Annotated in this window: 13 protein-coding genes and 1 pseudogene; 3 read left to right on the top strand and 11 right to left on the bottom strand. The window is 40.2% G+C overall.

Annotated features, from left to right (window positions below; genetic code table 11):
• Window positions 1–101 precede the first annotated feature (101 nt).
• Window positions 102–842, top strand: a complete 741-nt coding sequence (locus A7P54_RS03755) for a hypothetical protein (protein ID WP_171548700.1) — start codon at window positions 102–104, stop codon at window positions 840–842.
• Window positions 843–980: 138 nt separating this feature from the next.
• Here the strand turns inward: A7P54_RS03755 and A7P54_RS03750 are convergent, their stop codons facing one another.
• The 5 genes from A7P54_RS03750 to A7P54_RS03730 all read right to left on the bottom strand — a co-directional run bounded on the left by A7P54_RS03750 (window position 981) and on the right by A7P54_RS03730 (window position 6463).
• The gene (locus A7P54_RS03750) at window positions 981–2435 is read right to left on the bottom strand and encodes an amidohydrolase family protein (protein ID WP_171548699.1); all 1455 of its coding nucleotides are present in this window, start codon (window positions 2433–2435) and stop codon (window positions 981–983) included.
• Window positions 2432–3226 (bottom strand): ABC transporter permease, encoded by a 795-nt coding sequence (locus A7P54_RS03745; protein ID WP_004806223.1) that lies wholly within the window; start codon window positions 3224–3226, stop codon window positions 2432–2434. The genes A7P54_RS03750 and A7P54_RS03745 overlap by 4 nt, the downstream gene beginning before the upstream one ends.
• The gene (locus A7P54_RS03740) at window positions 3219–4040 is read right to left on the bottom strand and encodes an ABC transporter ATP-binding protein (protein ID WP_171548698.1); all 822 of its coding nucleotides are present in this window, start codon (window positions 4038–4040) and stop codon (window positions 3219–3221) included. The genes A7P54_RS03745 and A7P54_RS03740 overlap by 8 nt, the downstream gene beginning before the upstream one ends.
• A 77-nt stretch (window positions 4041–4117) precedes the next feature.
• Window positions 4118–5110: an ABC transporter substrate-binding protein gene (locus A7P54_RS03735; RefSeq protein ID WP_171548697.1), complete on the bottom strand. Its 993-nt coding sequence runs from the start codon at window positions 5108–5110 to the stop codon at window positions 4118–4120.
• Between the two features lie 492 nt (window positions 5111–5602).
• A complete protein-coding gene (locus tag A7P54_RS03730) occupies window positions 5603–6463 on the bottom strand; it encodes a DUF4240 domain-containing protein (protein ID WP_171548696.1) in 861 nt (286 codons plus the stop codon).
• 456 nt (window positions 6464–6919) lie between these two features.
• Here A7P54_RS03730 and A7P54_RS03725 point away from each other — a divergent pair, with 456 nt between their 5' ends.
• The gene (locus A7P54_RS03725; protein ID WP_171549192.1) at window positions 6920–7933 is read left to right on the top strand and encodes an isopenicillin N synthase family oxygenase; all 1014 of its coding nucleotides are present in this window, start codon (window positions 6920–6922) and stop codon (window positions 7931–7933) included.
• A gap of 72 nt (window positions 7934–8005) precedes the next feature.
• Here the strand turns inward: A7P54_RS03725 and A7P54_RS03720 are convergent, their stop codons facing one another.
• A complete protein-coding gene (locus A7P54_RS03720; RefSeq protein WP_005204569.1) occupies window positions 8006–8776 on the bottom strand; it encodes a hypothetical protein in 771 nt (256 codons plus the stop codon).
• Between the two features lie 110 nt (window positions 8777–8886).
• On the opposite strand from A7P54_RS03720, the pseudogene A7P54_RS03715 reads away from it, so the two are divergent.
• A pseudogene (locus tag A7P54_RS03715) lies at window positions 8887–9134 on the top strand (2OG-Fe(II) oxygenase family protein); the annotation flags it as partial.
• A gap of 45 nt (window positions 9135–9179) precedes the next feature.
• Here A7P54_RS03715 and A7P54_RS03710 read toward each other — a convergent pair.
• From A7P54_RS03710 to alc, 5 genes are all read right to left on the bottom strand, one after another.
• Entirely contained in the window at window positions 9180–9779 is a 600-nt protein-coding gene (locus A7P54_RS03710; RefSeq protein ID WP_171548695.1) for a hypothetical protein, read from the bottom strand.
• 63 nt (window positions 9780–9842) lie between these two features.
• Window positions 9843–10325, bottom strand: a complete 483-nt coding sequence (gene imm9, locus A7P54_RS03705; RefSeq protein WP_004806186.1) for an Imm9 family immunity protein — start codon at window positions 10323–10325, stop codon at window positions 9843–9845.
• A gap of 133 nt (window positions 10326–10458) precedes the next feature.
• Window positions 10459–10947, bottom strand: coding sequence for a hypothetical protein (locus tag A7P54_RS03700; protein WP_005204574.1), 489 nt, complete (start codon window positions 10945–10947; stop codon window positions 10459–10461).
• Between the two features lie 259 nt (window positions 10948–11206).
• The gene (locus tag A7P54_RS03695) at window positions 11207–11743 is read right to left on the bottom strand and encodes an ureidoglycolate lyase (protein ID WP_171548694.1); all 537 of its coding nucleotides are present in this window, start codon (window positions 11741–11743) and stop codon (window positions 11207–11209) included.
• Window positions 11744–11942: 199 nt separating this feature from the next.
• On the bottom strand, window positions 11943–12956 hold the full coding sequence (gene alc, locus A7P54_RS03690) for an allantoicase (protein ID WP_171548693.1): 1014 nt from the start codon (window positions 12954–12956) through the stop codon (window positions 11943–11945).
• Window positions 12957–13049: the final 93 nt, after the last annotated feature.

The following is a 13049-nucleotide window of genomic DNA, read 5'->3' as shown; positions in this document are numbered from 1 at the left end:
GAAAATTACGACAAACTGGCAAGCCATATTGATGAAAGATATCGTAGGTGGGTCATGGATGGTAGACCTAAATACATAACCTGAAAGCATGGAAATATATGATGCACTTGAACTTATTTATTTATGGATATAAGAACTCCAAGCTATTAAAACTCTACGAAATACTTTGTGAGATCGAACAAACTATAGGTATAAAGACATCTAAATTTCATTATCTATACTTATTAGAATCAAACAAAGCCAACCACCCTAAAGACCATAAAGCAAAATCTATTAGCCTCAAAAATTTAGAAATAGGAATCCGCTCTGGAGAGATTCTTTCTTTTAGTATGGGAACAACACAAGACCTTAAAGACCTAGAAGGATATTTTGCTTATATACAAGATGAAAAGCATGTTATTCATCCTCACATTAACCTACATATCCCTCAAAAGTATGCTGACATTATTCAGGAAAGTCTGAGGCAATTAATCATAGCGTCTGAAGCAAATTATGCCTTTCAAACCAGTACCGAATCAGCTCTAGCTGGGATCTCCTACTTATTCAATGCAGGAACATATAAAGTACATAAAAATGAAAAGTCTAATTTCTCTTGGTACACCGTACATCACAATATTATTCAACAACCACGAATGATTTATCCTGTAAATTATTTCACTCAAAATCAACTCTTATTCTCAATAAATGATTGTACTCTGTGGGATTTTATTACTAAAACTTTCGGAAAAAATTCTTTAAAACCACTTGGACAAAACTTATTTGTGTTTAACGTCTCACTAGAACAACTTTTCAATGTAAACAATAAATTTAGTGCTGCAGGATTTCTAATTTCTTTGTGTTAAAACTGAAGAAGTGTGTGAAATAATCTATAAAAACAAAAAGCTAGAATTTCAGGGAAGTTATATAGTTGATTTCACTCATTATCTGACAATGTATATTGAAAAATAAACCACTATCAGATATTCGTGAACTAATATAGCTTAGGCTATTTTCGCCATTTCCATACTCCGCTGTTGTAACAGCTTTACCGATTGCTTGGCTTGCCAAGCCAACTCCATCATATCCAGATCAGGAATCTGATCATTTTCCATCACCATTTTCCCTGCTACAAACATCGCCTTAATATGCGCTCGTCCGCCACTTGCCACAGGCCCAATCGACATATCATGCAAGCCAAAATAACGAGGATCATCTAACTGATAAATAACCAAGTCAGCCTGTTGCCCCACCTCAATTGTCCCGACTTGATCAAGCCCTAAAATCTTGGCCCCACCCACTGTTCCCCAACGGATCACATCCTCAATACGGGCAGCATCTGCACCACCTTCAAATTGCCCACCCTCATATTGTGGTGTCGCCAACATCCCCTTTCTGGCTCGTTGTAATAACCAAGCAGCATGGGTTTCAGACAACATATCTGCGGCTTCATTGGAACCCGCACCATCTACCCCAATCGAAATGGTCATACCGGCTTGTTCCAGAGCAACAAGATCGGCAATGCCACTACCCAAACGAGCATTACTCTGCGGACAATGCGCAATACCTGTTTTGGTCTGACCTAACAACTGAGTTTCTTCGGGTAATAATTTCACTAAATGCGCAAACCAGACATCACTGCCAATCCAATCCTGCTCGGCACAGAACTGGACTGGGGTCATGCCAAACTTGGCTCTAGCTGCATCCAAATAATCCACTGTTTCAGATAAATGGCTATGCATCCGAATCCCCAATTGTCTGGCAATTCTGGCACTTTCGCGCAATTGCTGCGCTGTGATCGAATGCAAGGTTGAAGTCGGTGCCATCACGATTTTTCGAAAAGCATCTGATTCTGGCTGATGATAGTGCTTCACCAAACGCTCAATATCCAACATATAGTCTTCAAACTTCTCAGGACGCAGGGCTTGAGGTAGCTCACTTTCCAAACCACGCGTTAAGGTTGCACCACCACGACATAGCACAAAGCGCATACCCAGTTTTTCAGCTTCATCAAATAAAATTGCAGCACCATCAAACGGCATCTGCGGCCAATATAAATAATGATGATCTGCTACCGTTGCACAACCTGAACGTAATAATTCAATCAAGCCAATACGTACAGCAATCCGAAAAGTGCTTTCATCAAATGCGCCACGGAACCGATACGGCGTACTGGCAAGCCATGAGGTCAGGTTTTGATTTAAACCTTGTGGCTCACCCTTTAATAAAGATTGAAATAAATGGTGATGGGTATTTACCCATGCTGGGTAGATCACACAATCTTGAGCATTAACAACTTGTTCATTCGGCTGAACGCTTAACCGCCCTATTTCAGTAATTTTACCTGATTGGATGCGGATATCAGTGGATGAACAACGTTCTGCATCCCCAGTTAAGCCTGTCAAAATGGCATGCGCATTTTGAATTAAATAGCTTTGATTTAGTTGCTTCGAACTCATACTTGTTCACTCTCATGCCATTTGCTTAAAAAGAACTGGCTTAATAAAGACATCACCACAAATAAGCCCAACCCCGTGCAAGTAATCAGAAATAATGCAGCAAACATTAAGGGTAAATCCAACTGAAAACCTGCTTGTAAAATTTGATAAGCCAAGCCCGCACTGGTGCCACCCGCACCTGCAACAAACTCGGAAACCACAGCGCCGATCAGTGCCAAGCCACAGGAAATCCGTAAGCCACCAAAGAAATAAGGCAAAGCATTCGGCACACGTAAACGCATTAAAATCTGCCAGCGACTGGCTTTATTGATTTGAAAAAGATTGAGCAAGCCTTTATTGACACTACGCAGACCCAAGGTGGTATTGGTCAGTATTGGAAAAACCGCAACTAACATGGCACACACTACCAATGCCAAAGTGGTATTTTGAATCCAGATGATGACTAGAGGTGCAATCGCGACAATCGGTGTGACCTGAAATAAAATGGCATACGGCATAAAACAGGCTTCGAGCACACGACTTTGTACAAATACAAAAGCGATCAATGTGCCAATCATTACGGCGCAGACAAAAGCCAATAAAGTGATTTTTAAAGTCACCCATAAACTACCGAATAGCACACTGGACTGATTAATCAGTGCCATCACAATATCACTGGGTTTAGGTACGACATAAACAGGGACTTCAAGTTGTTGAAAACTCAGTTGCCAAAACAGCAGGAAGATCAAACCGAGTCCCAATGGCGCGGCAATACGTTGTACGGTTGGATGTTGTAGCAATGGTTTAATCATGAGCATGCCCTCCGCTTGCCTCAGCCAATAATTGCGATAGATGCGAACATTGTTGAATAAAGATGTCTGAACTTCGGAAAGACTCATCGCGTTGATAAGGCCCTTTAATATTCAGATCCGCCACCACACGTCCTGGTCGTGCACCCATCACAATGACCCGTGAAGACAGATACACCGCTTCATAAATACTATGGGTCACAAACACCACTGTAAGATCTCGTTCTGACCATAATTGACGAATATCACTATCCAGTTTATGGCGGGTAAACTCATCCAATGCGCCAAAAGGTTCATCCATCAACAATAGATCAGGTTCTGTCACTAAGGCTCTGGCCAAAGAGGCACGCATTTGCATCCCCCCAGAAAGTTCACGCGGATAAGCGGTGCCGAATTTTTCTAAACCAACGGCTTTTAAAGCAGCTTGGACTTTGGGCGTACTGGTTGATTTGGCAATATGCTGTAAATCCAAAGGTAAACGTACATTGTCTTCGATATTGGCCCAGGGCATTAGTGTTGCTTCCTGAAATACCATGGCCATTTTGCATTGGGACTGCATTTCAGCCTTGCCATTCCAGCGCACCAAACCTGCTGAAGGCTGTTCCAGATCGGCAAACATTTTTAGTAAGGTACTTTTACCGCAGCCTGACGGTCCCAGTAATGACACAATTTCACCACAGGCAATATTTAAATCCAGTCGCTGTAAGGCATTGGTCCCATTGGGATAGGTTTTTTCAACCCCTCTAGCCATAATCATCGGCGTGATAAAGGTTGAAGATTCATGTATTGGCGTATCAATTGGTAAAGCAGAATTCATGTGGTTTCCCCTTCGTGCGAGTGCCCTATTTTGTTAACCCTTTCACCATGACTTCCTTCTAAGGAAAGTATCTCAGGTTATTTGGCAGCTTTAACAAACTGCGTGGTATAAGCGGTTTTCCAATTGGTTTGAGCTTTGAGTAAACCTGCGTTCACCATAAAATCTCGCGTTGCTTTCCAACGTGCATCCGTCATCACGCCAATGCCTTGGGTCTTGGCATCTCCACCATCAATCAATTTTAATTTGCGCATTTGCCCGACCGCAAAAGTCAGTAATTCATCATTCATATTCGGATTTTCTTTTTTAATGATGCTATTGCCCAAACGTGGGTCTGCTAAATAGTTTTTCCATCCCTCCATCGAAGCTTGGACAAAACGGCGCAGCACATCAGGTTTGTTTTGAATCACATCATTGCGGGTCACTAAAATGCCGCCATAGGCTGGATAACCCGCATCAGCAAATAAAAAGAAATTGCTCGAAGGTTCTGCTTTTTTCGCCTGAAAGACTTCTGAGGTGGCATAGGCTTGCTGGACTACATTTTTGCCTGCTAAGAATGGCTGCATATTGAAGGTATAAGGGCGTGCCTGTGCAGCATCTAATTTATATTTGCCTTTTAACCAAGGCCACCAACTTGCTTGTCCGCTGGTCGAAACAAGAATAGTTTTTCCTTTAAGATCGGCCAAAGACTTTACATCGCTGTGAGTAAGCACGCCTTGTGGATCAAACTGGAATGGTGCTGCTACCGCTTTGATGGGAAAGTTGCTTTCAATGCCTTTTAAAACCTGTAGGTCATAATTAATAATAATGTCGGCACGTTTTGACAATAATAAGGTCATGTTATTGACTTGTGGCCCACCAATTTTAATATCGACATCAAGCCCGTATTTTTTATAAATTCCTTGTGCCAGTGCTTGGTAATATCCCCCTTGCTCGGCTTGTGCAAACCAAGTGGTTTGTAAAACCAGTTTATCGGCTGCAAAACTGGTTGAGCTAAGAACTGTGCCTAGTCCCAATAGCACGCCCGCGATAACAGTACGTCGCCCTTTGCCCACATAGTGCTGAATATTCATATTAAGACCCCTAAATCTGTATAGATTCATCTTGCTATTCTTTTTAGGGGGTCAATCAATGTATAAGCTACACATTTCTCTCAAAGCCAAATCAATTGGCTTTGTCCCCAAAAGAGGAACAGCAAACGCTGTAGAGCAATGTCCCGTATGCTTGCAACATACTGACCGCTTATACTCAATCATGATTTAGCAAGCTCTATGCCAAGATTGATTTGATCTTGATTTTTATAGTAATTCTATACGTTAGATTTATTATTAGTTGTTTTTAGATGAATCAACTGCATTGAGTCTTGTATTTTGAGTGCAGTTTAATGGTGCGTTAAGTAAGTGCAGATGCACTCTCGAGGTGCTGAGGTTTCAATAAATCTTTTGTGAAAGAATTATATTGAGTTAATTCATTGACCAAGACAGTAATTAGCTTGATGCATAAGCCGAATCATTTACCTCTTTTCCTGTATCATTCAAATCGTATCCTAAATATTTACGACAACCTTATTCGTCCCAGACCAATTTTTGCGGGCAATTGAACATCCCTGTACTGAAATACCTTGGTAATTGATTGAGCAAAGCCAATATCTCTTCTCTTGAAAACTCTTGCCCATAAGAAGCTCGCTCAGCTTCGTACGGAACCTCAGCCCAGTATAGATTCTTGCTTGCATCGTGCAGTATCTGAAAGCTTTGACCTGTTTCATCGACCAAGCCAAGGTAATCACCTAAGTCCAGCAAGCACCAAAAATAATCATCCAACAAGTCGGTAAATGTCACTCGAACTTCCGAGTCAAATTCTACCGTCCGCTCAATGGCGGGGTGCTGTTCGAAGTGAGCATAGACGACAAAATTGTCCCATGTGGCGGTTGCTAAGGCACGATTTTCTATACTCATTTCCATCATGGGCATCTTGTTCACAAAAGGCTGTAATCCATCTTCCAGCGTCCAAACTGGAAAATCATCCTTTTTGCCACCAGTCGCTAGACTCCAAGCTTGCCCACCCACATACAGCAGAGATTCACACCAATTCAACTCAGGATTAACTCTATCGTCGAATATCCTCGGCCAGCGCAGTGATGCCTCGAACCACGCCTGTCCTCGTGCAATCGCATAACAGGCAGCATAAAGCAGCGCATCATCGCCAAAGGGACCTCGTCTTGCACGCGATGCTATCAGCAACTTCTCCAATCGCTCTGTCAACCGTAACGCAAAGCCAACAATCTCATCGGGATGCAGATTGCTCAATGTGGATTTGAGTGGAAGTAAGCTTGCAACATCTTGTCCAGACAATAGCAATGGATGATCTACTTTTGTCATCAATGCCCAAAACTGGGACTCTGGCATAAGGGAGGGCAAAGTGGTCATTGGTCGTTTATTCCATCAAAAGAGAGTAAAAATCGAAAATCTTCAGCGGGAACACTCTGTTATTCAATGAGTGATCACTGACGTTGGTGAGATAAATTGCTCATATGACAACATCCCTTCTAAAAGTCATTTAATTCAGTGCCATCTTTAGACAGATTAAAGTCCACTGTTGTTTGATTTTCAACATTTTCACAAGAAATTGCAGTGTTTCTCCTCATATTGACCTATTTCACTTTATAAACTGGCACAAAAAGTGCTTCATTCTTTCTGTCAGAGTAGAAGCGTTCAGCATAGTCAGTCACATCGGCTGCTATGTGGGTCATTGCTCAGAAATCAGCTCACTTTTTTTATAAGCTTTTTCTTATGGAAAAAGTGCGGCTCTTTTTTGAATGTGACCCCGTCTATTTCAATCTATTTGATTGGGTCACGGTTTATCCAAAAGATGAGGTTGGAAATATGAATAGCGCCAATATGACTGCATTAGCTGAACAAGACTACAGCTTAGAAGAACTGCAAAAAGAAGCTCGTATGGGAGCTTTGGGTCAAGAAACCTTTGAACGAGAAGTTCGAGTGATTGATTTATCTAACTTTGAACAACGTAAATATGAGATTGCGGAACAACTCTGGACTGCTGCCACTGATATTGGTTTCTTTCAGATCTCGCATCATGGTATTCCACTTGAGCAGATTCAAACTGCATTTGACATGACACAACATTTTTTTGATCTGCCTGAACCGGTCAAAGCACGCTACCCACTTAATCGAAATGCAGGTTGGGAAAGTAAGGCTCAAGTTCGTCCATCGACCAGTACTCCAGACCAGAAAGAATCCTACCAAATCACTCGCCCACGTATGGATGGACTTTATCCAACCGAGCAAGAGCTGCCTGACTTTAAAAATACCATGCTTGAATTTGAACAAGCGTGTTGGCACGTGGGTATGAAAATACTCTCCTGTTTTGCTTATAAACTGGGTTTTGCAGATAACTTTTTTAGCCTTGCTCATGATCCTGAACAAGACAGCTATCAAAGCACTTTAAGAATGTTGCATTACTATGCTATTGATCCTGCTCTGAAAGATCAATTAGGTCTATGGCGTGCAGGTGCACATACCGATTTTGATTGTTTAACCTTATTGTTTCAACGTAATGGTCAAGGTGGTCTGCAAGTGTGTCCAGGTAAAGATATGGAACAGCAACAATGGACCAGTATCGAACCACGAGATGATGTGATCACTTGTAATATCGGCGATATGTTAATGCGTTGGAGTGATGATCAATTACCTTCTAATTTCCACCGAGTCAAAAATCCAGAAGCAGATGAATACCAAGGAGCACGTTATAGTCTGGCGTTCTTCTGCCAAGCAAATGAAGATGTGCTAATTGAAAGCCCCCAAAAGAAATATCCAGCAATTACAGCGAAGGAATATCTAAAACAACGCATCAGTGCGAATTTTAAAGGGAAATACTAATCGTTGATTCATTGTAGACAGAGGCAAATCGTCTCTGTCTACTCTTCAAAAATATCGATTTATTTTTTCCGTTTATGATCTTTTCCGTGATCTCTTCTTGGTTCTTTTAGGTACCGCTTTTTGGGGAATATTGATTTTTCCCGTACCTAAACCTCTGAAAAAATAGTTAACAAGATAAATGAATAAAAAACCAAAATAGAAAAATGGAAAGATCGTAATAGTGCTAATACATGCTTCCCAAAAAATTACGCCAATTCGATAATTATAACTTAACTGGATGAGTGCACCTCTACGGCTACCATCCTGAAAGGAAATTTCATCATGTAGAAAATGTAGGATGCCGATTAAGAGGAATAAGAAAAATATACCTGAAACTATTGTTTTTTTAATTAATGGTTTTTCCAACCATGGATATTTCTCCGATGCTTTAAACTCGGCCTGAAAAAATTTACTATAAATTTTTTCCTGAAACGCCTTGCTCACGCCGACTCTCTTAATGAATAAGAAGCACAAATAACCTCCGAAAACAGAGGTTACAATCGTATAATAAATACTTGAAAGAATAGTAAAAAATGGCAATGGACCTTTAGTCCCTACCGTAATCAACATCTGCTCTGTGATATAACGATAAATCTCATACTGCCACTGATTGCGTGGATATGCTGGAAATAAAAATAACGGTAAAATAAATACAATAATCAAAAGGCTAATATGTATTTTCGCCTGTCTTTTTTCTTTAGCTCGTTGTTCGTGCGCCAAACGTCTTTGTTCTAATTTTTCTTGCTTCTTTTGCTTTGTGTGCTGCTCAAGCAATTCTCTTGCTACATAACGTTTTGTTGACATAGAAAATCAATATTTATGTTTTATATAAAAATCTTAATTAGAAAATAATAAAGATACGCGAATATTCATAGGATCGAGAATTCTAAATTAAAATGAGCAACCTTCCAAGTGATGATGTGATCACCTGTAATATTGGCGATATGTTAATGCGTTGGAGTGGTGATCAATTACCTTCTAATTTCCACCGAGTCAAAAATCCAGAAGCAGATGAGTATCAAGTAGCACGTTATAGCCTAGCCTTCTTCTGCCAAGCGAATGAAGATGTGCTGATTGAAAGCCCACTAAAGAAATATCCAGCAATACAGCCAAAGAATATCTAAAACAACGAATTAGTGCGAATTTTAAAGGGAAATACTAATTATTTAGATAGGGTTTGAAGTAATTTTCGAACCCTATCTAGTCTTTAATATACTTGAACTATGGTTTGGCATTGTTGAGTTACTGGATCGTGAAAGACGTATGCAGCAGCCTCATCATGAAAATAATCTGGAATTGTAATTTGCCCCAGAAAGACTAATGGTTTTTTCTCTCCCATCGGCCAAGCTGGTGCTTGGAGCCATTTAGGTGGTTTCTTTGCATAGCGAAAGAGTTCCAATATCCTGCATTGTAGCCATTTTTTTAATTCATTTTTTGATAGTTTTTCTGGGGCTTCTTGCATAAGTTGTTGTACATAACTTGGATCAAGTTCCAACCACTTTGGTTGAACTACAGCAATAAGCTTAACCATATCAGCCCTATCACTAGACACTTGCATGTTAATCCCTTGTTGTTCTTTTAAATATTTTACAATCACGGATTCGGCATTCAACATATCAATCGGATTGCGATAATTTAGAGTGATCAAATAATGATAAAGCGTGTGGGCAGCAAGTGCGTATTGTGGAGCTAGCTCAGCAGATAATAATTTTTCAATATCAGGATCATTGTATAAAGCATCTTCGAATAAGCGCGTTTCCATATGACCTTCGACAAATTGCACTAATATATTAACTGTAGATAACATAATATTTATCAATCCTTTGCCAACTTAATCCTTAAGCATTAACTTTTACCACCATAGCGACTACTACACTGGCCGTATAAGCTTAATGCGCTTCCCTGCAATGGTCACGCCACGCAAAAATGCAGCCTCCAAGCCACGAATGACATTCGTAGCTAGACACGTCTGCAAATCGGAATAATCAGCGAATTTAGCATTAACAGGGTCATGAAACTCGGCTCGTCGATCAACGCTAGTACGAACGAAATGTTTTTCTTCCAGACCATAAGCGGCTTGTTTCAGGTCAGGAACAGGAATGCCAATCGACCAACTTTTTTCTTTGTCTGACGGATAGGTGACGCAACGCTTGCCAAGCCCAATAACATCGCCGTGGTTAAACACCAAATACATCAAGAGTCGCCACTCACCCAAATCTTCAGTGTTTATCGACGGCGTGAGTGTCTCAATGTATTTGTTAGCCAACGCCTCAATCGCATTTATATCTACGACATCATTCAGCTTCATCACTCCAATGTATGAAAGAACTCTGATCTTCGGATAATTGTGCATTTTTTCCCTATAAATTTGTATATCGTAAACTGTAATAGCTCAAATCTGAATTGTTCTTTATCATGGTAAAAGAGTACTTAAGCGCAAATCGATACGAATTTGAAAAAAAAAGTCCGCCTTTCTAAAAATAGTTTTATCGGGTCTGAGCACGTTTGAGAATAGCATCCCAATCTATCTGCATGAGATTCGACAATTCAGTTTTGAAGTAACTGTCATGGTGCCCGATATATGCGGGAAAATTTATTAATGGATGATTATTCCATTGTTGCGCAAACCAATGTTCTATCAATGTTGACGCAGTTGCCCAAGGATCAACTTCATCCCATTCTTCATCATTAGCATAATTATCGTAATCATATATCTCCACAGGAATTGCAATCGTATTATCAATTAGAAAGTCATGTTTATTAGAATTAATAGAATTACCGTACTCATCCATCGCCCATAAGCTCACAGAAAACTGACTATCAAACTGTGATGAATCGTATTCTATAAGCAAGAACTTTGTTGTGTCATGCCATGATCGATTAGACAACATGGCTAACTCTGTGTTTAATTGATGTTCTATAGATTTTAAATGTGCTTGTGCAACTTTAATGAACTGCTTTTTATCAATACTCATTATGATCGCTCGACATCAATTCAATATCTTTCAAATATTAAGATTTATAAAAACAGGCAAAACTCTTGATTCAAAAACTACTTCATATTCCAATCAAGAACACAAGGCTTCTCTTGCAGGGTATCTTCTGGTTCTATTTCGTAAACCTTATAAGAAATAAAATTATATCAAGAAAAGAATCTAAAAAAGCTTCTGAATGCACTAGATTACTGAACAGAATAGGCCATTTAAAAGAAAATATAAAAGCATGGTTTAATGGTTACAAATTCACGATCTCTGACTGTACTAAAGCCTCAGTGATCCAGCACGGTTGAGATAAATGATGGACATCACAATTACTGCCACCACCAATGCGATCTACGACCAGAAAATCACTATTTGCTTCCAAAGTAATTAAAGGATGATGCCATACCCCTTGATGGTAGGTAATTCCCTGCTGCCCATTGCTGATAAAAGCTTGAATCCGTTGCTCATCAGGTCGCGTTTGATCAAAAGGCAACGCCACAACAACAATAAACTTCTGTTGCTGCAATGGAATAAAAGACTGTGAACCATACGGATGTCGTTCTAACATCTCAATCTGAAATGGAATGGGAGTTGCAAACAGATTATGAAAAATACTCATCCCTACGGCGACCTGCTCCCCTGACACCTGTGCCAGAGATAAGGCGTGATAGCGTTCAGTGAGTCCCTGATTAATCGGAATAAAGTCTTTGTTGCTCTTTTCAATCACATCCCCAAAAGCAGCAAAACTGTCTTGAGTTAAAGGCCGAATTTCAATATTTTTTTCATGCATAGGTTGATTCTCTTTAGATCAGTTGCATCGCGTGAGCAACACTGTCGCGCAAGGCAACTTTTGCGCTGTTGCTTTATTCTGCTTAAAAATAACTACAGGTTATGCAATCAAATTAAAATCAAAAGCTCAAAAACCAATGGCTGCGCCATTGGTTTTTGAGGGTGTGCTAAGGGGCTTCGCCCCTTAAATCCCTGAAAAATCATTTTGCAACCAGTGCCGCTTTCCCCCATAAACGAATCCGACTAATCCCACCATCAGGAATCATATTGACGCGGATATAATTCACTTTTTGATGCTGAAGCACTTCTGCAACATATTCATGAATATTGTCCATGCTCAAAGGTTGCTGTTCCAATAAAAAAGGCCAGAACATACTCTGTGGAATAAGTTGCGCATCGGTTGCATCTTCAACATAAGCAGCTTGAATCGAACAAAACGCAGGAAAATTCCCTTTAAAATAGGCGGTATCTACGTCAATTTTTTCAATCTGCCCTGTTTGTCCCAAAGCAATAATGCACCAATCAAAACCAGGGGCACGGCGACGTTTGGTCTCCCAACCATCGCCCATATTTAAACCACGATCAGGACTGAGCAGATTATTCGGATGGCCAAAATGTGCATCGCTAAAGGCTACAATGCGCCCACCATTTTTTAAACCAATCAAATCCATCTGCTGAGTTGTATCAACATTTTCGAGTAGCACACGGCCATAGACTCTTAAACGGGCAATACCACCATCAGGGAAAATATTAATGCGAATATGGGTAATTTTCTGAACAGCACAGTCGAAAAAATGATGCTGGTCTGGAGATAAAACTGAATTTTCTAATAAAGCAGTCCATGTAATACCTTGCAATTGATTATCTGGTGCATAGCAACCCTCAATGGAAGCAGAGGCTGGATAATTACCTGTAAAGAATGAAGTATCAATATCAAATCCAGATACAAGCCCTGTCACACCTAAACGAACAATACACCAATCATAACCAGACTCACGTTTACGTCGCGTTTCCCATCCATCCATCCATTTGCCATTGTCATCATATTTTCCTTCAATGAATTGAGCGGGTGTGCTTTGCAGCATTCTTGCAGCTTCTGCAAAAAACTCATCAGAACAACTTATGATAGTTGCACCAATTCTGGCATCAGCAAGATTGGTGAACGCCTGCAAATGGGTCGGTAAAGCTACGGTTTTAGCAACATGCACTGTCATTGATCATTCCTGAAGGTTTCATTTCTATTCTATTATGCAAAATCCAGTCCAACTGGTCTGACCTGTTATTAAAAATATAGCTATTTTTAAGCA

It is taken from the genome of Acinetobacter sp. Ac_3412, from assembly GCF_013072675.1.
In the GTDB taxonomy this organism is placed as follows: Bacteria; Pseudomonadota; Gammaproteobacteria; order Pseudomonadales; family Moraxellaceae; genus Acinetobacter; species Acinetobacter higginsii.
This window is presented reverse-complemented; position numbering and strand designations above follow the sequence as displayed.